The organism is Actinocrinis sp. (assembly GCF_035605935.1).
GTDB lineage: Bacteria > Actinomycetota > Actinomycetes > Streptomycetales > Catenulisporaceae > Actinocrinis.
On sequence record NZ_DATNGK010000098.1, the window covers coordinates 1 to 24,865 of the forward strand.

The 24,865-nt window shown below is 69.4% G+C and carries 25 protein-coding genes; 17 read left to right on the plus strand and 8 right to left on the minus strand.

All coding sequences use genetic code 11. The features are described from left to right. From VN779_RS08695 to VN779_RS08710, 4 genes are all read left to right on the plus strand, one after another. Positions 1-444, plus strand: a 444-nt coding sequence (locus VN779_RS08695) for a cbb3-type cytochrome c oxidase subunit I (protein WP_325721929.1), incomplete at its 5' end; no start/stop codon positions are given. A gap of 4 nt (positions 445-448) precedes the next feature. After that, positions 449-847: a cytochrome c oxidase subunit 4 gene (locus VN779_RS08700; protein ID WP_325721930.1), complete on the plus strand. Its 399-nt coding sequence runs from the start codon at positions 449-451 to the stop codon at positions 845-847. Positions 848-1,139: 292 nt separating this feature from the next. Further along, a complete protein-coding gene (locus VN779_RS08705) occupies positions 1,140-2,780 on the plus strand; it encodes a L,D-transpeptidase (protein ID WP_325721931.1) in 1,641 nt (546 codons plus the stop codon). Between the two features lie 101 nt (positions 2,781-2,881). Then, on the plus strand, positions 2,882-3,292 hold the full coding sequence (locus VN779_RS08710; RefSeq protein WP_325721932.1) for a DUF4259 domain-containing protein: 411 nt from the start codon (positions 2,882-2,884) through the stop codon (positions 3,290-3,292). Positions 3,293-3,431: 139 nt separating this feature from the next. Here the strand turns inward: VN779_RS08710 and trpD are convergent, their stop codons facing one another. Both trpD and VN779_RS08720 read right to left on the minus strand, forming a co-directional pair. Further along, positions 3,432-4,523: an anthranilate phosphoribosyltransferase gene (trpD, locus tag VN779_RS08715; protein ID WP_325721933.1), complete on the minus strand. Its 1,092-nt coding sequence runs from the start codon at positions 4,521-4,523 to the stop codon at positions 3,432-3,434. 57 nt (positions 4,524-4,580) lie between these two features. After that, the gene (locus tag VN779_RS08720; protein ID WP_325721934.1) at positions 4,581-5,033 is read right to left on the minus strand and encodes a hypothetical protein; all 453 of its coding nucleotides are present in this window, start codon (positions 5,031-5,033) and stop codon (positions 4,581-4,583) included. A gap of 352 nt (positions 5,034-5,385) precedes the next feature. On the opposite strand from VN779_RS08720, the gene VN779_RS08725 reads away from it, so the two are divergent. The 4 genes from VN779_RS08725 to VN779_RS08740 are packed head-to-tail and all read left to right on the plus strand — an operon-like array spanning position 5,386 to position 9,679. Next, the gene (locus VN779_RS08725) at positions 5,386-6,045 is read left to right on the plus strand and encodes a heme-copper oxidase subunit III (protein WP_325721935.1); all 660 of its coding nucleotides are present in this window, start codon (positions 5,386-5,388) and stop codon (positions 6,043-6,045) included. A gap of 35 nt (positions 6,046-6,080) precedes the next feature. Beyond that, on the plus strand, positions 6,081-6,920 hold the full coding sequence (locus VN779_RS08730; RefSeq protein ID WP_325721936.1) for a c-type cytochrome: 840 nt from the start codon (positions 6,081-6,083) through the stop codon (positions 6,918-6,920). A gap of 9 nt (positions 6,921-6,929) precedes the next feature. Beyond that, the gene (locus VN779_RS08735) at positions 6,930-8,042 is read left to right on the plus strand and encodes a ubiquinol-cytochrome c reductase iron-sulfur subunit (protein ID WP_325721937.1); all 1,113 of its coding nucleotides are present in this window, start codon (positions 6,930-6,932) and stop codon (positions 8,040-8,042) included. Continuing rightward, positions 8,039-9,679, plus strand: coding sequence for a ubiquinol-cytochrome c reductase cytochrome b subunit (locus VN779_RS08740; protein WP_325721938.1), 1,641 nt, complete (start codon positions 8,039-8,041; stop codon positions 9,677-9,679). Before VN779_RS08735 ends, VN779_RS08740 begins: the two co-directional genes overlap by 4 nt. 93 nt (positions 9,680-9,772) lie before the next feature. On the opposite strand, the gene VN779_RS08745 is transcribed toward VN779_RS08740, so the two are convergent. Continuing rightward, the gene (locus tag VN779_RS08745) at positions 9,773-10,051 is read right to left on the minus strand and encodes an Lrp/AsnC ligand binding domain-containing protein (RefSeq protein ID WP_325721939.1); all 279 of its coding nucleotides are present in this window, start codon (positions 10,049-10,051) and stop codon (positions 9,773-9,775) included. After that, entirely contained in the window at positions 10,030-10,944 is a 915-nt protein-coding gene (locus tag VN779_RS08750; protein WP_325721940.1) for a rhomboid family intramembrane serine protease, read from the minus strand. Before VN779_RS08750 ends, VN779_RS08745 begins: the two co-directional genes overlap by 22 nt. Before the next feature lie 122 nt (positions 10,945-11,066). Here VN779_RS08750 and VN779_RS08755 point away from each other — a divergent pair, with 122 nt between their 5' ends. Together VN779_RS08755 and VN779_RS08760 are read left to right on the plus strand one after the other, a co-directional pair. After that, positions 11,067-12,557: an NYN domain-containing protein gene (locus VN779_RS08755; RefSeq protein ID WP_325721941.1), complete on the plus strand. Its 1,491-nt coding sequence runs from the start codon at positions 11,067-11,069 to the stop codon at positions 12,555-12,557. A gap of 244 nt (positions 12,558-12,801) precedes the next feature. Continuing rightward, on the plus strand, positions 12,802-14,004 hold the full coding sequence (locus VN779_RS08760) for a C40 family peptidase (protein WP_325721942.1): 1,203 nt from the start codon (positions 12,802-12,804) through the stop codon (positions 14,002-14,004). A 182-nt stretch (positions 14,005-14,186) separates the two neighbouring features. Here the strand turns inward: VN779_RS08760 and VN779_RS08765 are convergent, their stop codons facing one another. Continuing rightward, positions 14,187-14,363, minus strand: a complete 177-nt coding sequence (locus VN779_RS08765) for a hypothetical protein (protein WP_325721943.1) — start codon at positions 14,361-14,363, stop codon at positions 14,187-14,189. On the opposite strand from VN779_RS08765, the gene VN779_RS08770 reads away from it, so the two are divergent. After that, a complete protein-coding gene (locus VN779_RS08770; protein WP_325721944.1) occupies positions 14,362-15,516 on the plus strand; it encodes a glycosyltransferase family 4 protein in 1,155 nt (384 codons plus the stop codon). The two genes, VN779_RS08765 and VN779_RS08770, sit on opposite strands and share 2 nt — an antisense overlap. A gap of 66 nt (positions 15,517-15,582) precedes the next feature. Here VN779_RS08770 and VN779_RS08775 read toward each other — a convergent pair whose 3' ends face one another. Continuing rightward, a complete protein-coding gene (locus VN779_RS08775; protein ID WP_325721945.1) occupies positions 15,583-17,409 on the minus strand; it encodes an AMP-dependent synthetase/ligase in 1,827 nt (608 codons plus the stop codon). Between the two features lie 272 nt (positions 17,410-17,681). On the opposite strand from VN779_RS08775, the gene VN779_RS08780 reads away from it, so the two are divergent. From VN779_RS08780 to VN779_RS08795, 4 genes are all read left to right on the plus strand, one after another. Next, the gene (locus VN779_RS08780) at positions 17,682-18,131 is read left to right on the plus strand and encodes an SRPBCC family protein (protein WP_325721946.1); all 450 of its coding nucleotides are present in this window, start codon (positions 17,682-17,684) and stop codon (positions 18,129-18,131) included. Between the two features lie 163 nt (positions 18,132-18,294). Continuing rightward, positions 18,295-19,599: an ArsA family ATPase gene (locus VN779_RS08785; RefSeq protein ID WP_325721947.1), complete on the plus strand. Its 1,305-nt coding sequence runs from the start codon at positions 18,295-18,297 to the stop codon at positions 19,597-19,599. Next, positions 19,596-19,964 (plus strand): DUF5304 family protein, encoded by a 369-nt coding sequence (locus tag VN779_RS08790; protein WP_325721948.1) that lies wholly within the window; start codon positions 19,596-19,598, stop codon positions 19,962-19,964. The genes VN779_RS08785 and VN779_RS08790 overlap by 4 nt, the downstream gene beginning before the upstream one ends. A 50-nt stretch (positions 19,965-20,014) precedes the next feature. Further along, positions 20,015-20,956: an ROK family glucokinase gene (locus VN779_RS08795; RefSeq protein ID WP_325721949.1), complete on the plus strand. Its 942-nt coding sequence runs from the start codon at positions 20,015-20,017 to the stop codon at positions 20,954-20,956. A gap of 68 nt (positions 20,957-21,024) precedes the next feature. On the opposite strand, the gene VN779_RS08800 is transcribed toward VN779_RS08795, so the two are convergent. Then, the gene (locus VN779_RS08800; protein ID WP_325721950.1) at positions 21,025-21,273 is read right to left on the minus strand and encodes a hypothetical protein; all 249 of its coding nucleotides are present in this window, start codon (positions 21,271-21,273) and stop codon (positions 21,025-21,027) included. A 626-nt stretch (positions 21,274-21,899) separates the two neighbouring features. On the opposite strand from VN779_RS08800, the gene VN779_RS08805 reads away from it, so the two are divergent. Continuing rightward, positions 21,900-22,616, plus strand: coding sequence for a lysophospholipid acyltransferase family protein (locus VN779_RS08805; protein ID WP_325721951.1), 717 nt, complete (start codon positions 21,900-21,902; stop codon positions 22,614-22,616). 88 nt (positions 22,617-22,704) lie between these two features. On the opposite strand, the gene VN779_RS08810 is transcribed toward VN779_RS08805, so the two are convergent. After that, positions 22,705-23,361 carry a GTP cyclohydrolase II gene (locus VN779_RS08810; protein WP_325721952.1) on the minus strand — a complete coding sequence of 219 codons (657 nt, stop codon included), beginning with the start codon at positions 23,359-23,361 and terminating at the stop codon, positions 22,705-22,707. A 400-nt stretch (positions 23,362-23,761) separates the two neighbouring features. On the opposite strand from VN779_RS08810, the gene VN779_RS08815 reads away from it, so the two are divergent. Further along, positions 23,762-24,787: a 6-phosphofructokinase gene (locus VN779_RS08815; RefSeq protein ID WP_325721953.1), complete on the plus strand. Its 1,026-nt coding sequence runs from the start codon at positions 23,762-23,764 to the stop codon at positions 24,785-24,787. Positions 24,788-24,865 lie beyond the last annotated feature (78 nt).

Sequence of the window (24,865 nt, forward strand, 5' to 3'; positions counted from 1 at the left end):
AAGATCCACTTCTGGACGCTGTTCATCGGCTTCCACACCACCTTCCTGGTGCAGCACTGGCTCGGCGCGGAGGGCATGCCCCGGCGCTACGCCGACTACATGGCCTCAAGTGGCTGGACGACGCTGAACACGATCTCCACGATCGGCGCGTACCTACTGGGCATGTCGACGATCCCGTTCCTGTACAACGTCTACAAGACGGCGAAGACGGGCAAGCGGGTGACCGTGGACGACCCGTGGGGCTGGGGCCGCTCGCTGGAGTGGGCGACCAGTTGCCCGCCGCCGCGGCATAACTTCAACTCGCTGCCGCGGGTGCGCTCCGAGTCCCCGGCCTTCGACCTGCACCACCCCGAGGTGGCGCTGCGGGAGATCGAACTCGGCGAGCGCGGCCACGGCGCGAAGAAGGCGCTGGCGCGCGAGCGCACGGCGGAGAAGGGCGAGTGACGGCATGAAGCTCACCGGGCGGATGTTCCTGATCCTGGCGATCTTCTTCTTCATCGATGTGCCGGTCTACTGGTGGCTCTCGCACGACCCGACGGGTACCGCGGCGCTGACCATGGCCACCGGCTTGGCCGGGATGATCTACTTCTACCTCGCTTTCACGGTGCGGCGGATCGGCCCGGGTCCGGAGGACCGGGACGACGCGGAGCCGCACGAGGGCGCGGGGGAGCAGGGCTTCTTCTCCCCGCACAGCTGGTGGCCGTTCGTCCTCGCGGCCGGCGGCGCGGCGCTGTTCACCGGGATCGCGGTCGGGTTCTGGCTGTGCTACTTCGCGGCCCCGTTCTTCGCTTACGGCGTGTACGGGCTCGTGTTCGAGTACTACCGGGGCGAGAACAAGCACTACTGATCCAGGGCCACTGAGCGGCCGCGGCGCCGAATCCTGAGTCCAGGCTGAAAGCCAGGTCAGAGGCCGATCGCGGCAAGGTAGTGGGTCTGTAACAACTCTGCGTGAGGGCCGGTGTGGATCTTCCACACCGGCCCTCGCTCACTATGCTGGCGCGCAGGCGGGTAGCCAGCGCGGGTACGTTGTAGGTGACGCGGCTGGCACGGCGGTTGACGGCGTGAGCCAGGGGAGTAGCAGCGCAATGGTGGATGGGGTCGGCCCCGGCATACCCGCAGGCGGCGAAGGCGCGGACGGCGTGAACGACGCAGAGGCGGCGGCTAATCGCGCGCCGGATGACGAAGCGCGGCGCGAGCCGCGGCAGCGCCAGGATTCGTGGTCCCCCGATGACGGGCAGGCCGCGGCTGCGGCCGACGCGCCTACTGCGGCGTTGCCGTCGGCTTCGGCAGACCAGCCCTCAGCAGACCAGCCCGCACCGGTTGCTCCGAGCATCGACCCCGGCGCTGAGACTGCCGTCATCCGGCACGTCCCGGTGCTCCCGCCCTCCGTCTACGCTGCCGAAAGCGGCCCCGGCTACGCGGCCGGTGGCGACGCTCCGTACACCGCCGACGGCAACGCCCCGGCCAACGGCACCAGCAATGACAACGCGGCCGGTCCCGGCAGCGTGTTCTCCCGACTGCCGCGCCGCGGGGTCATCGCCGCCGGCGGCGTTCTGGCTCTCGCCGCGATCGGCGGCGTGGCTGCCGCGGTCACCGGCGGATCAGGCGGCGGCAGCAAGAACAACGGCGCCGGAACGGGCGGCGGCACCGGCGGCGCAGGCGTCGGCGGCGGCTCCAGCCCGTCCCCCTCGCCGACTTACCCCGTCCCCGCCTTCTCCACGGTGCCGGCCAACGGCGCCGCGAACGTCGACCCGTCCAAAGCGGTCACCGTCTCCGTCGCGAACGGAACCATCACGTCCGTCCAGCTCTCTGGCGGCCAGGAGACCAGCGGCACCCTCTCCGACGACAAGTCCAGCTGGACCTCGAACGGCGTGCTCAAGCTCGACACCGCGTACCAGGTGCAGATCCAGGCCGCGGACAAGGGCGGAAAGACCGTCAGCAAGTCCATCTCCTTCACCACCCTCAAGCCGAGCGCGACGATAGGCGTGCTGGAGATGTGGCCCGGCAGCGACGTGAGCGTCGGCGTCGGGCAGCCGATCCGCGTGCAATTCACCAACTACGTGCCTAGCTCATACCGCGCCGACGTCGAGAAGGCGTGCGTCGTCACCACGAACCCGCCGGTCGCCGGGGCCTGGAACTGGGTCGACTCGGACACCATGGACTGGCGGCCGCAGGACTACTGGAAGACCGGCACGCAGGTCTCCGCCGCACTCAACCTCTCCGGGGTGCGCGCCGGAACGCATCAGTACTTCGTGAAGAACCACTCGCTGAACTTCACCATCCGCGACACCGATCTGCGCCTGATCGTGGACACCAAGGCGTTCAAGGCCACGGCGTACCAGAACGGCCAGGTGATCCGGACCTTCCCGATCGACACCGGCACGAACGACCCGCGCTTCGTGACCTGGAGCGGAACGCTGGCCGTGCTCGGCAAGGGCAACCCGGTCGAGATGAAGGGTGACTACGGCAACGGGGACAAGTACGACGAATTCGTCAACTGGGCCACCCAGATCACGTACACGGGTACCTACGTGCACGCCGCTCCCTGGGACGGCCAGATCGGGCAGGTCAACTCCTCGCACGGCTGCATTCACGCCAGAACCTCCGACGCGACCTGGTTCTACAACATCTCGCACGTCGGCGACGTCGTTCAGGTCACCGGGACCGGCAAGACCGTGTCGACGACGAACGGCTTCGGCGACTGGACCCTCAGCTGGACCAAGTGGCTGTCCGGCTCGGCCTACGGCGCGACGCTCGGAGGCAAGCCGGTCTCCGGTTAGCCGTGAACATCACCCTCCGGTCCTGTAGCGCCACTGCCGGTTCCTGGTTACCGTTCGGTACAGGGGAGCGACGGCGCCAACCGGAAGCAGGAGCGTCTGGAATGGGTACGTGGCAGGTCGGACCGTTCGACAACGACGACGCGATGGACTACTTCGACGAGGTTGAGGAGACCCCTGACGCCGAGGTCCCGCCCAAGCTGCGCGAGACCCTGGTCGCGGTGGTCGAGCGCCCGGGACAGATAGAACTGGCTGAAGGGCACGTCGCGGTCGCCGCGGCCTGCCTCGTCGCGGCCGGCCGCTCCCGCGCCGCCGCCACCGGCAACTCCTCAGTGGACGCCTGGCTCAGCACACACCGCCCGGCCGTCACCGCCGAGGACCAGCGCGTCGCCCTCGCCGCGCTCGACCGGGTCACCGGTCCGGACAGCGAGTGGATGGCGCTGTGGTCAAGCTCGCCATCCGGCGCCGCCGTCGAGCAACGCATCGCCTCCCTGCGCCAGATTTTGAATGCGTAGAGCCTGAATGCGTAGAGCCTCAACGTATAAATCGCATATACAGCTCACGCGCCATCAGTCGTCCACCTCACGGTGTCTGATGGCGCGTGAGCTGCGTGCATTCCTGCGGCTCTCGCCGCCAGCCGTCTAGCTGAGCTGTCTAGCTAAGCGCCGTGCGACTGGTTGCCTCGATCCAGCGGTCCAGGGTTGCCTGAGCGGCGCCGGAGTCGAGCGCCTCATTGGCGCGGGCGACGCCAGACGCCATCCGCTCGGTCAGCGAGGGCAGTGCACCGCGCGCGACGTCGAGCCCGTCGAGAGCGGCGAGCGTCGCGCCCGCGCTGAGCAGCACCGCGTCGCGGATCGGGCCGCGCTCGCCAGATAGCAGCTTGCGGACCACGGCGGCGTTGTACTGGGCGTCCGCGCCGCGCAGCGCCTCGATCGGCGCGTATTCGATGCCTACATCGCGCGGATCGAACTGAGCCTCGGTCACCTCGCCGCCGTGCGCGATCCAGACCGACGAGGTCGTGGTCACGGTCAGCTCGTCGAGGCCGTCGTCGCCGCGGAAGACCAGCGCCGAGTTGCCACGCTTCGCCAGCACGCCCGCGACGATCGGGGCCATCCGCCGGTCCGCGACGCCGATCGCCTGCGCCTTCGGCCGGGCTGGGTTGGTCAGCGGGCCGAGCATGTTGAACGCGGTCTGCACGCCCAGCTCGCTGCGGGTCGGCCCCGCGTGGCGTAGTGCCGGGTGGAAAACCGGGGCGAAGCAGAACGTGATGCCCGCCTCTTGGGCCACCTCGGCGACCCGCGAGATCGGCAGATCCAGACGCAGACCCAGCGCTTCCAGCACATCCGCCGCGCCCGATGATGAGGACGCCGCACGATTGCCGTGCTTGACCACGCGCGCACCCGCACCCGCCGCGACGATCGCGGACATCGTGGAAATGTTCACCGTGCGCGCCATGTCGCCGCCGGTGCCCACCACGTCCACGATCGGACCGGGTACGTCAAGGGTCTGCGCGTGGCCGTACATCGTCGCGACGAGGCCCTCGACCTCTTCGACCGTCTCGCCCTTCGTGCGCAGCGCGATCGCGAAACCGGCGATCTGCGCGCTGGTGGCGTCGCCGTTCATGATCTCGTGCATCGCCCACTTGGCCGCCGCGGCGGACAGCGCCTCGCCGCGCACCAGGGTTCGAAGTACCGAGGGCCAGGTGTGCGTGCCCTCCGCCGCGTTGACCGCCGATGACGACGTCATGATCTGGCCCTCCTCCCGCGCCTTGCCCGTGCGGTCAGCAGTCCCCGACCGTCGCGCTCAGGCTACCCGCGGACGCAACAGGGCGGCGGCGACATCCGCCAGCCGGACCGGGTCGATCGGGTGCGGCACGATCGCGTCCGCGCGGGCCCAGGTGGCCAGCCAGCCGTCCTGCGCGCGGCCGGTGAGCACCAGCAGCGGCGGGCACTGGAAGATCTCGTCCTTGAGCTGCCTGGCGATGCCGATACCGCCGGCCGGCACGGCCTCGCCGTCCAGGATGGCCAGGTCGATGCGGCCCGCGCCCTTCGCGATGCCGTCCATCGCCTCGATCACGGCCGGCTCGGTCGCCACTTCGCGCACGCGCACCGCGGGCAGGTCGGGAGCGGGCTTCGTGCCGAGAGCCGCACGCACCGCGGCGCGCACGTTCGCGTCGTCGCTGTAGACGAGGACGGTCAGACTGACGGGGGGCGCCGGGGCGCCGACCGCGTGATCGACGGTCGACTGGCTGGACATGAGCCACTCCCTCGTGACATATCGCGCTTGTGACGTAACCGCTGTGCCGAAGCCGATCGTAGTGGCAGGGCCAGGCGGTGTGAATCGAGGGCCCGGTAGGGGCGAGTCGACCGACGGCGGCGTTGGCCCGGGCGTCGCGCGGTTGCGCATTAACGATTGGATTACGAGGCGAGAATACGGACGGACATTGCATAACCGGACGTCCGATCGGCTCCGCACCCCTTGCCCGCGCCACGAATCGAGCCCAATGTCCGATTCGACCAGGGGCGACTACTCCATTCTGACGTAACCTCACCCCGCTGAACCGGTAACCAGGACCCCCTGCGTCAGGCCGATCGGGGCAGGGACCATAATGGCCGCCGTGGCGACAGCAACAGCAACCCAAGCCGCACCCGCGCCCCGGGTGCCCAACCGGCCCAACCTGGTCAGCGTCGGGACGATCGTCTGGCTGGCCTCCGAGCTGATGTTCTTCGCGGCGTTGTTCGCGATCTACTTCACGCTTCGCTCGGTGGTGGGCGACGGCGGACTGGACGGATTCAAGGCGAGCGCGGCGCACCTGAACGTGCCGCTGTCCGCGGTGAACACCTTCATCCTCCTGATGTCCTCGCTACCCTGCCAGCTTGGGGTGTTCGCCGCGGAGAGGCACCAGGTCGCCCGGACCGGATCGCTGCTCAACTTGAGGCGATACGGCATGCGGGAGTGGTACGCCCTGGCCTTCGTCATGGGCGCCATCTTCATCTCGCTGCAGGTGTACGAGTACTCCTCCCTGATCAAGGACGGGCATCCGATCTCGGAGAACGCCTGGACCAGCGCCTTCTACCTGGCCACCGGATTCCACGGGCTGCACGTGACCGGAGGTCTGTTCGCCTTCCTCATGGTGATGGGGCGCACGTACAAGGCCCGGAGATTCAGCCATGATCAGGAAGTCGCCGCGATCGTCGTGTCCTACTACTGGCACTTCGTCGACGTCGTGTGGATCGGCCTGTTCAGCGTCATCTATGTGATCAAGTAACCAACGGACGCAAGCCTGATGAGGGAACCCAAGTCGTGAAATCGCTCTCCACGCGGCGACGCCACCCACTGGCAGCGTTCGTCGTCCTGGCGCTCGGGCTGGCCTTCGCCGGCGCGCTGTTCGCCGCTTTCGTCTCTCCCTCCGCGAGCGCGGACACCGGGGAGAGCGCGGCGCAGCAGATCGCCAACGGCAAGGCGCTGTACACGTCGTCCTGCTCAAGCTGCCATGGAAAGGCCGCCGAGGGCACCAACCTCGGCCCGTCGCTGATCGGCGTCGGCTCGGCCTCCGTCGACTTCCAGGTCTCTACCGGGCGGATGCCGGCCAAACAGCTCGGCGCGCAGGTCGAGGCCAAGCCGAACATCTTCAGCACGCAGCAGATCCAGGACATGGCGGCGTTCATCCAGTCGCTTGGCGGCGGCCCGCAGATCCCGGCCCCCAACGAGTTCGCCTTCGACCAGAACGCGGTGGCGCTCGGCGGCCAGCTGTTCCGGCAGACCTGCTCGCAGTGCCACAACTTCGCCGGCCAGGGCGGCGCGCTGACCGACGGCAAGTTCGCGCCGAAGATCACCGGCACCACGCCGCAGCAGATCTACGAGGCCATGCTGACCGGCCCGCAGAACATGCCGGTGTTCAACGACAAGGTGATTCCGCCGGCCGAGAAGAAGGCGATCATCTCCTACCTGATCTCCAGCCGTAACGAGCCGAACTACGGCGGCGCGGGTCTCGGGCGGCTCGGGCCGGTTTCCGAGGGCCTGTTCATCTGGACCATCGGGCTGATCGCGCTGCTGCTGTGCGCGGTCTGGATCGCGGCGCACACCACGAAGGCCTCCGCGCAGAAGGTCGCCAAGGCGGCCGCGGGCAAGGCGGGGAAGTGATCGAGAGCGATGACTGCTGAAGAGACGAATCACCCGAACCTGACGGAGCTCGGTTACGACGAGCACAGTCCCGTCCGGTTGGATGAGCACGCTGACGGCCACGGCCACGAGGTGGCGCTGCCGCAGGACCCGTTCGCCGACCCCGGCCTCGAGCCGCACCGGCCGCGCGCCTCGGACATCGACGAGACGGTCGCCAGGCGTAAGGAGCGCCAGGTCGCCGGCCTGTTCGCGCTCTCCGCGCTGTGCACCATCGGCGTGATGGTCGCCTACACCGAGGTGCCCAGGACCGCGGTGGTGAACTTCTTCCCGATCGGTGCGGTCTCCGCGTCGAACTTCGCCCTCGGCCTGCTGCTGGGCATCGCGCTGTTCGCGCTGGGCGCCGGGGCCGTCTACTGGGCCAGGACCCTGATGACGGACGTGGAGTTCCCCCAGGAACGCCACCCGCTCGAGTCGGACACCGAGACCAAGGCGCAGGCCGCGGCCGAGTTCCGCCAGGGCGTCGAGGACTCCGGCATCAAGCGCCGGCCGCTGATCCGGCGCACCCTGCTCGGCGCGCTCGCGGTGTTGCCGCTGCCCGCGCTGTGGATGCTGCGCGACCTCGGCCCGCTGCCCGGCGACTCGCTGCGCAGCACCGCGTGGAAGCCCAACGAGCGGATCATCAACGACATGACGGTGTCGCTCGACGGCACCACCGGCCGGGGCATCAAGCCGGAGGACATCACCATCGGCTCGCTGGTGCAGGGCCGGCCCGAGGCCGCGCTGAGCGCCGGCGAGGACCTCAACAACCTGATGGCCAAGTCGGCGATCCTGCTGGTGCGCATGGACCCGGCGGACATCAAGTCGCAGAAGGAGCGTGACTGGGGCTACCAGGGCATCGTCGCGTTCTCGAAGATCTGCACACACGTCGGGTGCCCGGTGTCGCTGTACGAGCAGCAGACGCATCACATGCTCTGCCCGTGCCACCAGTCCACGTTCGACCTGTCCGAGGACGGCAAGGTGATCTTCGGTCCGGCGGCCCGCTCGCTGCCGCAGCTGCCGATCACCGTAGACGCCGACGGCTACCTGGTCGCCAAGAGCGACTTCGACCAGCCGGTCGGCCCGAGCTTCTGGGAGCGCGGATGACCGCCACCACCCCGCACTCGGCCGATTTCGCCGACGGCGTGGCGCCGACCACGCTCGGCGGCAAGGCCGCGGACTATCTGGACCAGCGACTCGGCATCGCCGGAGCGGCGAAGAAGCAGCTGCGCAAGATCTTCCCGGACCACTGGTCCTTCATGCTGGGCGAGATCGCGCTCTACAGCTTCATCGTGCTGCTGCTCTCCGGGATCTTCCTGACCCTGTTCTTCACTCCGTCGATGAACGAAGTGACGTACAACGGGTCTTACACCCCGCTCGACGGCATCAGGATGTCCGAGGCGTACGCCTCGACGGTGGACATCTCGTTCGACGTGCGCGGTGGCCTGCTGATGCGGCAGATCCACCACTGGGCCGCGCTGGTGTTCGTGATGGCGATCACCGTGCACATGCTGCGCATCTTCTTCACCGGCGCGTTCCGCAAGCCGCGCGAGCTGAACTGGATCATCGGCTTCGGCCTGTTCGTGATGGCGCTGCTTGAGGGCTTCTGCGGCTACTCGCTGCCGGACGACCTGCTCTCCGGCACCGGCCTGCGCATCGCCGAGGGCGTCGTGCTCTCGATCCCGATCGTCGGCACCTACGTCTCGTTCTTCCTGTTCGGCGGCGAGTTCCCGGGGCACGACCTGGTGCCGCGGCTGTTCACCATCCACATCCTGCTGGTGCCGGGCCTGATCCTGGCGCTGATCACGGTGCACCTGATCCTGGTCTTCTACCAGAAGCACACCCAGTGGGCCGGTCCAGGGCGCAACAACGAGAACGTGGTCGGCCTGCCGCTGCTGCCGGTGTACACCGCGAAGGCGGGCGGGTTCTTCTTCCTGGTCTTCGGCATCATCTCGCTGCTGGCCGGGCTGGTCTCGATCAACCCGATCTGGACCTACGGGCCCTATGTGCCGAACGAGATCACCGCGGGATCTCAGCCCGACTGGTACATCGGGTTCCTCGAAGGCGCGTTGCGCATGATGCCCAACGTGGAGTTCAACTTCCTCGGGCATACGCTCTCGCTCAACGTGCTCGTCCCATCGTTGATCGTGCCGGGCATCCTGTTCACGGGATTGGCCGTGTACCCGTTCATCGAGGCCTGGGTCACCGGGGACAAGCGTGAGCACCACATCCTGGACCGGCCGCGCAACATGCCGACTCGTACCGCGATCGGCGTGGCGGGCTGCACCTTCTACGGCGTGCTGTGGTTCGTCGGCGGAAACGACCTGATCGCGACGCACTTCCACCTGTCGCTCGAGTGGATCACCTGGGCTGGGCGGGTGCTGATCTTCGCCGGCCCGGTGTTCGGCTTCTGGATCACCCGGCGCATCTGCTTCGGCCTGCAGCGCGCGGACCGGGACAAGGTGCTGCACGGCCGCGAGGCGGGCATCATCATCCGCTCCCCGGAGGGCGAGTTCTCCGAGGTGCACGCCCCGATCTCGGACGGCGACCGGTACAAGCTGACCGCGCACGACGTGCACCGGCCGCTGAGCATCGCGCAGACCGCGGACTCCAACGGCGTGCCCGCGCCGAAGCTGCGCCGGGCGAAGCTGCGTGCGAAGGTCACGCACTGGTACTTCGGCACGCGGATCGAGAAGCCGTCCGTGGAGGAGTACCACGAGTCGATCACCAGCGGCCACCACTGACGGCGACCGCGCCACGCTTCACCACGCAGCCCTCCCGGCTTCCGGCCGGGAGGGCTGCGGTTTGCTGCCTGCCTGCTGCGTGACCCCTGCTCGTCACTCGAAGCCGAGCGCGAAGGCCGCCTCCAGATCGTGCGAGGAGTAGGCACGGAAGGCGATGTGCGTCTCGGTGCGCACGATGCCCGCGACCTTGTTCAGCCGCCCGGGAATCACCTCGGCCAGGTCATCGTGGTGCCGCACCCGCACGATGGCGATCAGATTCCACTCGCCGGTCACCGAGTACGCCTCGCTGACGCCCTCGATGCCCGAGACCTCCTGCGCGATCTCGGGGATCCGATCGACTTCCGTCTTGATCATGACAATCGCTGTGACCATGCCGCCAGCCTAAGGGCCGCCACCCTAAAGCCGTAGGGATCCGATGGGCCGCGCGGACCCCAGCCCGGTGGCGCGGTGGCCCGCATGCGTTGCCAGTCCGGGGGCGGCGCCGACGGAGGTGGCGGCCCGGCTCGTCTGCGCCCGGCCACCGCCATCGTGTAGAGGAATCCGGCGACGAATCCCGCGACGTGCGCCACATACGCCACCGTCGTGTCCGTCGGCACGCCGATCAGGTGCTGGATGGAGGGCAGCTGCAACACGAACCACGAGCCGAGTACCAGCCAGGCCGGGAAACGCAGCGGGATGAAGAAGAGGAAGGGCACCAGGCTGGTGACTTTCGCCTTCGGGAACAGGTAGAGATAAGAGCCCAACGCCGCGGCGATCGCACCTGACGCGCCGACAAGAGGCGTTACCGCGTTCGGGTTGAGAAGCGCGAAGGCGTACGTCGCGATATAGCCGCCGACCAGATAGAACAACAGGAAGTGGAATCGGCCGAGCCGATCTTCGACGTTGTTGCCGAAGACGTACAGGAACAGCATGTTCCCGAGCAGGTGCAGCCATCCGGCGTGAATGAACATCGCGGTGAGCACCGACTCGAACGGCGCCTTGTGCGGCAGCGCGCCGAAAACGCAGACCGCCGGGCCGGCGTTCGTGCTCACCGCGATCTTCGGCTCCTGCGCCGGTGCGAGCTGCTGATTGTGGATCAGCTCGTACGGGATCGCGCCATGCTCGACGAAGTAGCGCTGCTGCACGCAGGCCTGGCTCGGCGAGGGGCTGCCGACCACGGAGGCGCTCGGACCGACCAGGAACACCACGAAGTTCAGCGCGATCAGCGTGTAGGTGACATAGGCGGTCCGGCGCACCGGATTCTTGTCGTGAATCGGGATCACCACGCCCCAGAGTCTGCCCAATTTTCCGGCTTTGAAGGCGGTTTTCCGCGCCGGGAGTACACGCGGCGCGCGCGGGGGCGCGTGACGAAGCCCGCGTCTGGGAATCCACCCTCTACCCTTGAAATATGAGAGGAGCTGACGTGGACGGCGAGGAGCGGGAGGCGCGGACCCCCGGCGCCGCCGGGCCGCCGTCCCCGAACTCCTCGGACGCCGAGCCGGCTGACCGCTCCGACGTGCAGGAAGCCGCAGCGGCGCTGGATGAGCCCGCGGCTTCGGACGCCCCGGATGCTCCGGCTGACCCGCCGGCCGAGCGACTCTCCGCGCCGCTGAGCGAAGCGGTGCGCCAGCGGGTCGTCTCGCTGGCCTCGGAAACCGCCGGGCTGCTGCCCCTCATGCAACTGCCGACGGCACTTCGCCCGTTCGCGCGGTTCGCCCCGCCGAAGCGAGCGAAGCTGGCGGCCACGCCGCTGGCCGCGGCCGTGGAGACCGACGCCGTGTTCCGCGGGCGAATCGCCGATCGGGTCCGCGACGCCTTCCCGGAGGTGGTCGAGGCGTTCCACGCTGGGGTGCTGCCTGCCGCCGCCGACCCACGCGACGTCGCCGCCCTCGCCTACCTGGTGCGCCCGGCCGGCTGGCCGGGCATCGTCGAGGAGGCCGAGCTGGCGGCCCGCGCCGCCGAGCGAGCCGTCGCGGACGAGCACCTCGGTGACGAGGTGGCGCGACTCAAGGCAGAGATCGACGCGTTACGTGATGCGGCCAAGGCCGATATCGAGCGCCTTAAGGCAGAGATCGTCGCGGAACGCCGCGAGGGCGACTCGCTACGCCGCCGCAACCGGCAGCTGGAAGCCGACATGCGGCGCGCGCAGGCCGAGGCGCGCCGGGCGCAGGCCGAGGTTCAGGAGGCGCGCACCGAGGCCGCTGGAGCCGTCTCACAGGCCGACAGCGAGCTGCGCCGGGTCAGGGCACGGCTCACCGACGCCGAGGCCGCTCTGGAGGCCGCACGGCGCAGCGTGCGCGAGAACCGCAGCGCGGGTGAGGTCAGGCTGCGGCTGCTTCTGGAGACGATCTCCGAGGCCGCTACCGGCCTGCGCCGCGAACTCGCGCTCTCGCCGACCGAGCAACGCCCGGCCGACACCGTGGACGCGCTGCGCCCGGTCGCGCCCGGAACGGGCGATATCCAGGGCAAGGCCCGATCGCAGGACGACCCTGCCGTTCTCGACCAACTGCTCGCCTTGCCGCGCGCTCACATGGTCATCGATGGCTACAACGTCACGAAGACGGCCTATCCGACCCTCTCGCTGCATGAACAGCGGGTCCGGTTGCTGCGCGGTCTCGGATCGATGGCGGCGCGCACCGGAGCCGAGATCACCTGCGTGTTCGACGGTGCGGAACTCGGCGGTCCGGTGCCGGTGCCGCAGCACAAGGGCGTGCGGGTGCTGTTCTCGCATCCTGGTGAGATCGCCGACGAGCTCATCCGCCGGCTGGTGGCCGCCGAGCCACAGGGCCGGCCGCTGATCGTCGTCTCATCAGACCGCGAGGTGGCCGACGGCGTCCGCCGTTCGGGCGCACGTCCAGTACCTTCGGCGATGCTGGTGCGGGCGCTCGCCCGCGGCTGACGCGCCATTAGATCGCAGCGCCCGTCAGATCCCAGCGGTTCGGCCTGTTCCGGCGGACGTGCCGGCCGGCATTCGGGCGCTGTCCCGACCATGGCGTACTGATCTGAACGAGTGACAGATCATTGCCCTGAGAGTCACCGGCTCGCTACGTTGCGCATTCGGCCCGCCGAATCGGGGGCGGCCAGAGCGACAGCTCTCTTGGCGGGCGGGCCGCCGCAGCCGAGCGAGAGGAGTGACGCCGATCGTGGCGTCCCACAGACGCGTACGCTGCCGCCCGGGCTTGGTGCGCGCCACCGGACTGGTGGCCGCCACCGTCGCCGCGGCCGGCCTGGTGCCTGCCGTCGGACACGCCGAGCCGGCTCCAGGTCCCGGCGCCAACGACCCCTCCACCGGTCCCGAGGCCGTCAAGCAAGAAGTCGCACAGCTCTATCAGCAGGCTGAGGCGGACACGCAGGCGTACGACGCCACGGAGGAACGCATCGCCCGACTCCAAGCCGCGGTCGCAAACTCCGGAGCGCATACCGCACAGCTGCGCGCACAACTCGCCGCAGCTAGTGGCAGTCTCGGACGCCTCGCGGCAGCGCAGTACCGCACCGCCGGCGTGAATCCGTCGATCGCGCTGGTCTTCTCCGCGCATCCGGACAGCTACCTCGCACGCGCGGACATGACGGACCGCGTGGCCGACGTCGATCACGAGCGCGTCGTCACCGCGTTACGGGCACAGCAGGCGCTCGATCAGCTCGACCGCGAATCCGCCACCGACCTCGCCGACCTGCGCAGCGCGCAGACGCAACTGGCCGTGCACCGCGCCGATATCGAGACCAAGCTCGCCGCCGCCCGCGACCGGCTCGACGCCCTCGGCTCGGCCGACCGTAACCGCGTGGCCGCCGCGCTCGCGGCCGGCGGCGGCTTCGGCTACGGCGCGCCGGGCGCAGGTATGCCTGGGGACGGCCTCGGCGCGAAGGCCAAAGCCGCGGCCCCCTCGCTCAGCTCGCTGGTCTCCGCGATCGCCGCGTCGGCCGACTCCGCTGCGGCTCCCGCCGCTCCCGGTGCTGCCACGACTGGCGCGACACCCGCGATCCCCGCGCCCGACGTCAGCCGCGCGATCACAGCGGTCTCGGCTGCCTACTCGGAACTCGGAAAGCCGTACGTGTGGGGCGCGACCGGTCCGGGCGAATTCGACTGCTCGGGCCTCACTCAGCATGCGTGGGCAGCCGCAGGCGTGCAGTTGCCGCGCACCTCGCAGGAGCAGGCGACCATCGGCCCGAGTGTGCCGCTATCCGCGATCAAGCCCGGCGACCTGGTGATCTACTTCTCCGGTCGCACGCACGTTGGCCTCTATGCCGGCGAGGGCATGGTGATCCACGCGCCGCGGCCCGGCTCGGTGGTGCAATTCACCCCGCTCAGCTCCATGCCGATCGACAAGGTGGTCAGGCCCGAGCAGTAGCTCGAGCAGTAGCTTCGGTACGTGTCGGCCTGCTGACTGAGGTGATACGCCCAGCGGCTTCGCTGGCCCGCATGGATGCCGTGAGACGGTGCGATCAGCCGTCCGTGCATGAAGGTCAATGGTCTATGGCCCAGTCTGGCCAGCTCGGCCACCCGGCTGGCTGTGCATCGAATCGCTGCGGCTCAGACATGATTCGCCTGATCAGGCGGGATGGCCCGGCAGCGCGGGAATACGCGAGTGACTGCCGGCAGGACACTGATCCGGTCCCCGTCGTCGCCGGTGTCGTAGGTGCTGGCCTCGTCGCGGTTTGGCGGCCCGTCATGTGCCTCGGTGCTTCCGATCTGAGATCGTTGCGGCATGCCGCGCACCCTCGTCGTCACGAACGACTATCCCCCGCGACCCGGCGGTATCCAGGAGTTCGTTCAGGCCATGGTCGACGGGTTCACCCCATCGGACGTAGTGGTGTACGCGTCCACATGGCGGGGAAAGGCCGCCGAATGCCGCGCTTACGACGCGGAGCGGCCGTATCTGACGGTGCGTGAGGACACATCTGTGCTCCTGCCCGAGCCGCGCCGCACCCGACGCGCGTGCGAGATCGCGCGCGCGGAAGGCTGCGAGACCGTCTGGTTCGGCGCGGCGGCACCGCTCGGATTGATGGCTCCGGCGTTGCGCCGTTCGGGCGTCACTCGCCTCGTCGCGACCACGCACGGCCACGAGACGGGCTGGGCCCAGCTCCCGGGCGCGCGTTCGCTGTTGCGCCGAATCGGGGACGGCGTGGATGTCGTCACGTACCTGAGCGAGTACCAGCGCACCCGCATCGGTGCGGTATTCAGTCCGGAGGCGGCACAGCGGATGGCGCAGCTGTCGCCAGGCGTAGACACGGAGCGTTTCAGGCCTGAGCTACGTACCGCACCCGAGGTCACGGAGCTGCGAAAGCGTTACGGACTGACGGACCGTCCGGTTGCCGTGTGCGTTTCCCGGCTGGTGCCGCGTAAGGGGCAGGACACGCTCATCCGCGCCTGGCCAGCGGTCAAGAAGGCAGTACCTGACGCCGTGCTGCTGATCGGCAGCGGCGGCCCGTACCGCAAGGACCTCGAACGCATCGCGCGCGAGGAAGGCGTCGAGCGCGACGTCGTGTTCACCGGCAGACTGCCGTGGGCGGATCTGCCGCTCTACTTCGCGCTCGGCGACGTGTTCGCGATGCCGTGCCGCACACGCCGCGCGGGGCTCGACGTCGAAGGCCTGGGCATCGTCTACCTGGAAGCCTCGGCCACTGGCCTGCCGGTCGTGGCCGGCGACTCCGGCGGCGCGCCCGACGCGGTGATCGAAGGCGAGACTGGCTACGTCGTCCCCGGCCGCGAGGTGGATCAGACCGCGCGCCGGGTTGCGCAACTGCTCGGCGACCCGACGCTGTCTGCGAAACTCGGTACCGCGGGCCGGGCCTGGGTCGAGCGGCGCTGGCAGTGGTCAACGATCCGCGAGCGGTTCGACGCCCTGCTCAATCCGCGCTAAACGCACCGGCCTCTGCCTTAACTCAGGCAGAGGCCGGTGCGCAGCCATCGGCTGCGGAGCTAGCGCTTACTTGGCATAAAGCTTCTCGATCTCGCCCGCGTACTCCTGGGCGACGACGTTGCGCTTGATCTTCATCGACGGGGTAATCTGACCGCCCTCGATCGTCCACTCGACCGGCAGCACCGCGAACTTGCGGATGCTCTCCGCCTTCGAGACCGCCTGGTTCGCCGCGGCGACCGCCTCCTCGATCTCGTGCAGCACCGCCGGGTCCCCGGCCAGCTGCGCGAGCGGCGTGGTCTTGTCCCGTCCGTGCAGTTCGAGCCAGCCGGGCAGCGCCTCGGAGTCGAGGGTCACCAGGGCCGCGATGAACGGCTGCTTGTCGCCGACCACCATGGTCTGGCTGATCAGCGGGTGCGCGTTGAGCCGGTCCTCGAGCACCGCCGGGGCGACGTTCTTGCCGCCTGCGGTGACCAGGATTTCCTTCTTGCGCCCGGTGATGGACAGGTAGCCCTCGTCGTCCAGCTTGCCGAGGTCGCCGGTCTTGAAGAAGCCGTCCTCGGTGAAGACCTCCTTCGTGGCAGCCTCGTTGTTCCAGTAGCCGCGGAAGACCTGCCGGCCCTTGATCTCAATCTCGCCGTCCTCGGCGATGCGGATCGTGGTGCCGGGCAGCGGCGGGCCGACCGTTCCGGCCTTCGCGTTCGGGTATGGGTTAACCGCCACCGCAGGCGCGGTCTCGGTAAGGCCGTAGCCCTCAAGCACGAACAGGCCCACGCCGCGGAAGAAGTGGGTGAGGCGGGCACCGAGCGGGGCGCCGCCGGAGATCGCGGCCTTGGTGCGGCCGCCGAGCGCCGCCCGCAGCTTGCCGTAGACCAGCCGGTCGAACAGCGCGTGCTTGAGGTTGAGGCCGACCGGGACCTTTCCGGCCTCGTGCGCCTCCGACCAGGCGATCGCGGTCTGCGCCGCGGCGTCGAAGATCTTGCCCTTGCCCTCGGAGTGCGCCTTGAGGCTGGCCGAGTTGTAGACCTTCTCGAACACGCGCGGCACCGAGAGGATGAAGGTCGGCTTGAATGAGCCGAGCTCCTCGACCACGTTCTTCACATCGGAGCAGTGCCCGAGCTTGGCCCGCGCGTGGATCGCGCCGATGTGGATGATCCGGGCGAACACGTGCGCCATGGGGAGGAACAGCAGCGTCGAGGCTTCGGCGTCCTCACCCTCACCGCGGAAGACCTTCTCCAGGAAGTTCACCGCGTTGCACGCCTCGAACAGCATGTTGCCGTGCGTCAGGACGCAACCCTTAGGCCGGCCGGTCGTGCCTGAGGTGTAGATGATCGTCGCCACTGACTCCGGGTTCAGCGTCGCGCGGCGTTCGGCAAGCACCGACCCGGGCACTTCGGTACCCGCGGCCGCGAGCAGCGCCAAGGCACCGGAGGGTGCGTCAGTCGAGGACTCGATCTGCCAGACGTGCTTAAGGCCCGCCGCCTGATCGCGTACCGACTCGATGACGGCCGTGTTCTCCGCGGTCTCCGCGAAGGCGGCCACCGCGGCCGAGTCGGACAGGATCCATGCGACCTGCTCAGCCGAGGAGGTCTCATAGATCGGCACCGGCACGCCGCCCGCCTCGAAGATCGCGAAGTCAAGCAGCGACCACTCGTAGCGGGTGCGGGACATGATCGCGACCCGGTCGCCCGCGCTGACGCCGAGCGCCACCAGACCCCGGGCCACCGCGGTGACCTCGTCCAGGAACTCCTGCGCCGTCACATCCCGCCATGCGCCGTCGACCTTGCGGCCAAGCACCGCCTGACCGGGCGCCTCTTCGGCGTTGCGGTGCACGAGGTCGGTGAGGTTGGCACCGGCGGGTACCTCGTACAACGGTTCAACTGTGAACTCGCGCACGCGCGCTCCTCGAAATACGACTACCTATGGTCTGCCGATCATCGGGGGCGGCGAAACAACGTCCCCGGGAACCTGACCCTCGGCGCGTTGTGCTGCCCCCGTGGCTGCTGCCACGGCTTCAGCACCGAAGGTACATCTCATTACCGGTGAGTAGCTAGTGTTTCGGCTTATCCACAGGCGGATCGGCATTCCCTCCTTAGCGCCTCTTTGGCGCGGTACCCTGAACCGAGCGGAGCCGGGGGCATGGCCGGCCGGGGTAGAAAGGCAGGGCGATGGCGGACCGGACCAGAGCCTCCATCCAGATCGGCGCGCCGGCGGCCGACATCATGGCGGTCATCGCGGACCTGCCCGCCTACCCGGAGTGGACCGGCGAGGTCAAGCAGGCCGAGGTGCTCGAGCAAGACCCCGACTCGGGCCGCGCCGCGCGGGTACGCCTCTCTATTGACGCCGGGGCGCTACGCGACCGGCAGGTGCTCGACTACACCTTCGACGGCGACCGGGCCGTGCACTGGACCCTGGTCGAGGGGGACATGCTGCGCTCGCTGGAGGGCTCGTACGTGCTCACGCCCGCGGACGGCGGCGCGATCACCAACGTCGAGTACACCCTCGCCGTGGACGCGAAGATCCCGCTTTTCGGCATGATGAAGACGAAGATCGAGAAGGTCATCATCGACCGCGCGCTGGCCGGGCTGAAGAAGCGCGTCGAAGCCACGGCGCGCTAGCCGGGCGCGACGGAACTACAGACGCGGATCCCAGACGCCCATGGACACCACACCCGCCCACCCCGGGTCGACCCCGAGTGTTTCGGCCCAGCCTGGATTGACGCAGCCTGGATCGACACAGCCTGGATCAGCCCAGCCCGGTCCGGCCGCTGAGCCGGGCCTCGTGACCGCGACCGAACCGCTCGCCCGAGCGACCCGGCTGGTGTTCTGCACCGGCAAGGGCGGCAGCGGCGTGACGACGGTCGCCGCCGCCACCGCCGCGCACGGCGCGCAACGTGGTCTGCGCACCTTGATCCTCTCGCTCGGCGCGCTCGGTCCGGACAACGACGCGGACGACCTTCCGGCGATCCTCGACCACCAAGTCGGTACCGTCCCCACCCAGATCGACGATCTGCTCTACGCCCAGCGCTTCGCGGCTCAACCCGCGTTCGAGGAGTGGTACGGCAAGGCGGCCGCCCGCTTCCGCACCGCCCTTGAAACTTTCGGAGTCTCCGTACCCGACGCGGCTGAGCTCGCCGCCCCGCCCGGCGTGGCCGAACCGCTCGCCCTGCACGAGATCACCACGGCGGTCAGCGGCGGCGCCTGGGACCTGGTCGTGGTCGACGGACCGCCGCTCGGCCCGGCGCTGCGGCTGCTCGCCCTGCCCTCCAGCGCACAGACCTGGCTGCGCCGCGCCAAGCCGGTCGAGGGCCAGGCCGCCCGCGCGCTACGCCCGGTGCTAGCGACCCTCGCCGGGCTGCCGCTGCCGCAGACGGGCCTGGTCGATATGGCCCAGGACGCCGCGACCAGGGCCGCGGCCGCGCACGCGATACTCGCCGACCCGCTCTCCTCCGTGCGCCTCATCGCGACCCCCGACACCGTCCCGATCGCCCGGCTGCGCGCCGCCCGCACCGCGCTGGCCCTCTACGGCCTGCGCCTCGACGGCCTCGTGATCAACCGTCAGATCCTCGAAGCGCCAAGGGACAGCTGGTCACGCGGCTGGGCAGCGGCGCAGCGGATCGCCACCGAGACGCTCACCGAGACCTTCGCCGGAGTGCCGGTCCACGAGATCCCCTATCGGCCCTGCGAACCGCTCGGCCTGGAGGAGTTGGCCGTAGTCGCGGCTGCCGCCTACGGCGCGGGCGACGGACTCGGCCCGGCCGCCGCCCCGCCCGCGCCCGCGCTCGCCGCGAGCGAGGGTGGATACACGCTGGTCGTGCCGCTGCCCGCGGCCGATCGGCGCGGCCTTGGCCTGGTGCGCCGCGGCGACGACCTGATCCTGACCGCGGGCGCCTACCGCAGGACTCTGCCACTCGAGCCGGTGCTTCGCCGCTGCCGCGTGGCCGGCGCGGTGCTGCGTGACCAAGCCCTGAACATCCGTTTCGTCCCCGACCCCGAGCTGTGGCCCCAGTCGGCCGAGCCGGCCGCGGCCTCGCCGCCACCGGCGCAGCCGCCGCAAGACCCGTCCCCCGCAGGAGGCCAGCCGTGACCGAGCAGAGTGACGCCGCCAATCGTCCCGAGGACGACGGCGAAGAGATCCCAGTGGTCGAAGTGACCCCGGCCGAGCGCCGTCCCGCGCCGACCTCCGCCCAGGCCGACTGGACGCGGACTGAGCCGGTACGGGATGATCCGGGGACGCTCGGTGAGGAAGCGCGGCGGCTCTGGGACTCGGTCCGTGAGCAGTTCGTCGACCCTCTCGTGCGTAATTACCCGGAGGCGGCCGGGCATCTCACCACAGCGGGCACGGAGCTCGCGGCAGCGCTGCGCGCGCTGGTCCGCGGCGCCGAGCAGCGGTGGACGAACGGCGGTGAGGAGCGCCCGGATGACGGCCGCGACGGCCCGCAGGACAGCTAAGCCGGGATGGCCGGCGAGCCGGCAGGGTGAAAGGGCTGAGTGAGGGGACCATGGGACTGACGATCGGCGTCGACATCGGCGGCACCAAGATCCTGGCCGGCGTGGTCGACGAGACCGGGACGATCCTGGACCGGGTCAAGATCGCGACGCCGCGGGACTCGGCGCAGACCGCCGCGGCGATCGCGCAGGCCGCCCAGACCGTGCGCAAGGACTACCCGGTCGAGGCGGTCGGGCTCGGCGCGGCCGGGTTCATCAGCGCCGACCGGGCCACTGTGCTGGTCGCCCCGAACATGTCCTGGCACGATGAGCCGCTCAAGGCGCGCATAGAGGCGCTGATCGACCTGCCCGTGGTGGTGGAGAACGACGCGAACGCGGCCGCCTGGGGCGAGGCCCGCTTCGGCGCCGGAGCGGCGCGCCCCAACGTCGTCCTGTACACGATCGGTACCGGCGTCGGCGGCGGCATCGTGCTCAACGGCGAACTTTTTCGCGGCCACTTCGGCATCGGCGCCGAGTTCGGCCACTACCGCGTAGTGCCGGACGGACGGCCGTGTGGCTGCGGCCAGAAGGGCTGCCTTGAGCAGTACGCCTCCGGCAGCGCCCTGACCCGCTTCGTCAAGGAGCGCGCGAAGAACGACCCGGAGCGGGCGCAGGTCCTGCTCAGCGTCGGTGACGGTACGGCTGACGCCATCGAGGGCGTGCATATCACTGAGGCCGCGCGCAAGGGCGACCCGATCGCGCTTGAGGGCTTCGCCGAGATCGGCCGCTGGCTCGGCCAGTCGATGGCCGACCTGGCCTCGATCCTCGACCCCGAGGTCTTCGTGGTGGCCGGCGGGGTGTCCGACGCGGGCGAGATCTTGACCGCGCCGACCCGGGAGCACTACCACTCGGCGCTGGCCGGTACCGGTGACCGCCCGTTCGCGGAAGTGGTGACCGCCACCCTCGGCCCGGACGCCGGTCTGATCGGTGCGGCCGACCTCGCCCGGCACCGCTAAGCGAGCGCGGGCAACACAGCTGACCCGACGTCAGACTGACACGGTGTCAGATCAGAGTCGGGCTTAGTTCAGAGCACCGCGCCGTACGTCGGATCGTCCGGGCCGTCGTCCCCATCCTCCGGGCGATCCTTCAAACGACTGACCAGGTACCCGAAACCCACCACGCCCGCGAGCACGCACAACAACGCGGCCCACTGTGGCGTCTGCCATTGCAGCAGCGTCGCCAGCGCGAGGTACGCGGGGCCGCCTAGACCGGCGAGCCAGGCAGCCTTCGTCGCCATGCCCACCTCGGGCAGCGGCGGCGGGGGAGGGGGCACATAGCCCTCCTCCACGGGCTCTGAGGGCGTGTCCCAGTCTCGCGGACCGGGCGCCGTCCATGTCACTGCGGGAGGAGCTGACGGAGGCTGTTCCTGCCCTGGCCGCGCCGCCGGACGTACCACGCGCGAGGGCGTCGCAGGCGCCGTACCGACGCCGTGGCCTGTTACCGCACCGGTTCCCGGCCCAGACCCATCGACGCCCGAATGAGGGTTCTGCGTACCCGGACTACTCTGGGTGCCGTCACCAAAAGCGCCGTCTCCAGCGTGCGGCTGCGTTTCCAGGCCAGGCAGATTCTCCGCATCGGGCCACCGGCCGGGCTGGTCCGAGGTGCTGGCGTGAAACGCCGCGACCAATTCCGTCCAAACCGCGTCGTCCACCGCTCCCGGCCGATCGCCCTCGCTCGGGCGGTCCATGTCGCCTGTGGTCATCGCGGAGCTCCCGCCTCGAGATTGCCTCGCCTCACGTGTGCGCCTCCACCGGGGCATCGTCCCACGCCGCCCTCGGTTGCGTACAGCCAAACTGGCGACTCTCCGCTCGCGCGCGGCGTACTGTGCCACAGCGGCTGCGACGCAGGTACACTCCGTCTCCCGCAAGGAGACCCGACGCCAGGAGGTGCGGCAGTTCCGTGTTGTACGGCCTGCTGAAGTCGACGCTGCTCGGCCCGGCGCTGCGGCTCGGGTTCCGCCCGCACGCCCGCGGCGTAGAGCACTTCCCGGCCGAAGGGCCGGTGCTGCTGGTGGCTAACCACCAGTCTTTCTCCGATTCCCTGTTCATGCCGCTGGCCGCGCCGAGGCCGGTGAAGTTCCTGGCCAAAGCGGAGTACTTCACCGGACGCGGCGTCAGAGGCCGTCTGTCCGCGGGCTTCTTCCGCGGCGTCGGCTCGATCCCGATCGACCGCTCTGGCGCGGCCGCGGCCGACCCGGCGCTGAGTACCGCGCTGCGACTGCTCGGTGAGGGCGAGGTCGTTGGCATGTACCCGGAGGGCACTCGCTCCCCGGACGGCCGGCTGTACAAGGGCCGCACCGGCGTCGCGCGCATCGCGCTGGCGGCGCGCTGTCCGGTTGTGCCGTGCGCGATCTTCGGCACCGACCGGGTCCAGCCGACCGGGCGCAGAGTCCCCGTTCCCAGCCGTGATCCGCGCGGCCGCGTGCGCGTCGTCTTCGGCACGCCGCTCGACTTCTCCCGCTACACGGGCGCTGACGGCGCGGCCTGGAACGCCCTCGCGGGCACCGACGCGGAGCGCGCGGTACTGCGCGCCGTGACCGACGAGATCATGGTCACGATCGCGCGGATGACCGGGAACGAGTACGTCGATGTCTACGCCTCCACAGTCAAGAAATGACGGCTGAGCCCGGTGCCGGCTTCGGGGAATCAACGTCGCTTTGAGTCAACATCGCATTGAGTCAACATCGCATTGAATCAACGTCGTGTCACGCCGCCGGGTTCAGCGCGATCCGGTGCCCGGTGACGGTGACCTTCGTCTGGAGGTAGCGCAGGTTCGAGGCGGTGACGAAGACCCCGGTCGGCACCTTGTCCCGCACCGTGATGCCGCGCCGCGCCAGCTGCTTGGCCTTGTCCGGGTTGTTCGAAAGCAACCGGATCCGCGGTGCGCCGAGCGCGTGCAGGATCTGCGCGGCCGCGGTGTAGTCGCGGCCGTCAGACGGAAGGCCGAGCGCCTCGTTCGCCTCGTAGGTGTTCAAGCCCTGATCCTGGAGCGCGTAGGCGTCGAGCTTGTTGTACAAGCCGATGCCCCGACCTTCCTGCCGTAGGTAGATCAGATAACCGCCGGCCTTCGAGATCTGCTCGGCGGCATCGCGCAACTGCGGACCGCAGTCGCAGCGGGCCGAGCCGAACACGTCGCCGGTCAGGCACTCGGAGTGCAGCCGCACCAGCGGCACCTGCGCCTCGGTATATCGGCCAAGACCGAGAGCCACATGCTCCTGTCCGTCGACCAGCCCGGCGAAGGTGAACACCTGCGCCTCGGTGCGGAACCCGTCGCCGAACTGCAACGGTATGCGCACGCTGGTGCGCACGGTCGCGGCCGCGAGCGGCATCTCGGCGGACCCCAACGTCGACTGCTCGCTCATCCGTGTCTCCCGTGGCCGGAGGGTGCCCTGCGTTGATCGTTCATACGAGACTCAAGAACGGGTGGGCGGTCCGGGGAAATTCCCGTCGCGGCGACCAAATCCCCGTTGTTCACGCATGCGCCACCGCGTTCACAGACCTGTCACCCGTCCGCGATACGAACCGGGGTAAACCGACTGACGAGTAACCGGTAGGTTTGGTTCCGAGGTCGAACGTCGCACAGCCCTGCCCGAAGCGGCCGGGCGCGGCGGGGCAACGGCGCCCGGTACCCCCACCACGCCTGCGGTGCATGACGCGGACGTGCGGCACGTTAAGCGGCCGCAAAGCGGGGCCACTTACCCTCGAGAAAGACGAGCCGGTGCGGCGGCTCCCACCTCCACAAACGTTGCTGAAGGGATCGAAATGCGCGTCGGAGTCCTGACCGGTGGAGGCGACTGCCCGGGTCTGAACGCCGTCATCCGGGCCGTCGTCCGTAAGGGCACGCAGAAGTACGGCTACGAGTTCGTCGGCTTCCGCGACGGCTGGCGCGGCCCGCTGGAGGGGCTGACCCGCGAGCTGAACGTGAAGGCGGTGCGCGGGATCCTGCCGCGCGGCGGCACCATCCTCGGCTCGTCCCGCACCAACCCGATCAAGGTCGAGGGCGGCGTCGACCGGATCAAGGCCAACCTGGCCGAGCTCGGCGTGGACGCGCTGGTGGCCATCGGCGGCGAGGACACCCTCGGCGTGGCGACCAAGCTCACCGAGGAGGGCGTGCACGTCGTCGGCGTCCCGAAGACCATCGACAACGACCTGAACGCCACCGACTACACCTTCGGCTTCGACACCGCGGTGACCATCGCCACCGAGGCGATCGACCGGCTGCACACCACCGCCGAGTCGCACCACCGGGTGCTGATCGTCGAGGTCATGGGCCGGCACGCGGGCTGGATCGCGATGCACTCCGGCATGGCCGGCGGCGCGAACGTGATCCTCATCCCCGAGGAGAAGTTCGACCTGGACCAGGTGTGCGCCTGGATCGAGTCCCGGTTCAAGAGCGAGTACGCCCCGATCGTCGTGGTCTCCGAGGGCGCGACCCCGCAGGACGGCAACGAGGCGCTGGTCTCCCAGGAGCTCGACGCGTTCGGGCACGTGCGGCTCGGCGGCATCGGCGAGTCCCTGGCCAAGGAGATCGAGAAGCGCACCGGCAAGGAGGCGCGCACCACGGTTCTCGGCCACGTGCAGCGCGGCGGCACCCCGACCCCGCGCGACCGCTGGCTGGCCACCCGCTTCGGCCTGCACGCGATCGACGCGGTGCACGACGGGGACTGGGGCAAGATGGTCGCGCTGCAGGGCGTGGACATCGTGCGCGTCCCGCTGTCCGCGGCGACCACCGAGCTGAAGACCGTGCCGAAGTCCCTCTACGAAGAGGCCAAGGTCCTCTTCGGCTAAGTCTCAACCAGCGGCCGACTCCGTCTCCGCGCCTTTCCGGCGCGCGGGACCGAGTCGGCCGTCGCGTTCTGTGATAGC

Coding starts and splice junctions, on each gene's coding strand:
- VN779_RS08700 (WP_325721930.1), top strand. CDS start 449: ATGAAGCTCACCGGGCGGATGTTCCTGATCCTGGCGATCTTCTTCTTC.
- VN779_RS08710 (WP_325721932.1), top strand. CDS start 2,882: ATGGGTACGTGGCAGGTCGGACCGTTCGACAACGACGACGCGATGGAC.
- trpD (WP_325721933.1), bottom strand. CDS start 4,523: ATGACGTCGTCATCGGCGGTCAACGCGGCGGAGGGCACGCACACCTGG.
- VN779_RS08720 (WP_325721934.1), bottom strand. CDS start 5,033: ATGTCCAGCCAGTCGACCGTCGATCACGCGGTCGGCGCCCCGGCGCCC.
- VN779_RS08725 (WP_325721935.1), top strand. CDS start 5,386: ATGGCCGCCGTGGCGACAGCAACAGCAACCCAAGCCGCACCCGCGCCC.
- VN779_RS08735 (WP_325721937.1), top strand. CDS start 6,930: ATGACTGCTGAAGAGACGAATCACCCGAACCTGACGGAGCTCGGTTAC.
- VN779_RS08740 (WP_325721938.1), top strand. CDS start 8,039: ATGACCGCCACCACCCCGCACTCGGCCGATTTCGCCGACGGCGTGGCG.
- VN779_RS08745 (WP_325721939.1), bottom strand. CDS start 10,051: ATGGTCACAGCGATTGTCATGATCAAGACGGAAGTCGATCGGATCCCC.
- VN779_RS08755 (WP_325721941.1), top strand. CDS start 11,067: ATGAGAGGAGCTGACGTGGACGGCGAGGAGCGGGAGGCGCGGACCCCC.
- VN779_RS08770 (WP_325721944.1), top strand. CDS start 14,362: ATGCCGCGCACCCTCGTCGTCACGAACGACTATCCCCCGCGACCCGGC.
- VN779_RS08765 (WP_325721943.1), bottom strand. CDS start 14,363: ATGCCGCAACGATCTCAGATCGGAAGCACCGAGGCACATGACGGGCCG.
- VN779_RS08780 (WP_325721946.1), top strand. CDS start 17,682: ATGGCGGACCGGACCAGAGCCTCCATCCAGATCGGCGCGCCGGCGGCC.
- VN779_RS08795 (WP_325721949.1), top strand. CDS start 20,015: ATGGGACTGACGATCGGCGTCGACATCGGCGGCACCAAGATCCTGGCC.
- VN779_RS08810 (WP_325721952.1), bottom strand. CDS start 23,361: ATGAGCGAGCAGTCGACGTTGGGGTCCGCCGAGATGCCGCTCGCGGCC.
- VN779_RS08815 (WP_325721953.1), top strand. CDS start 23,762: ATGCGCGTCGGAGTCCTGACCGGTGGAGGCGACTGCCCGGGTCTGAAC.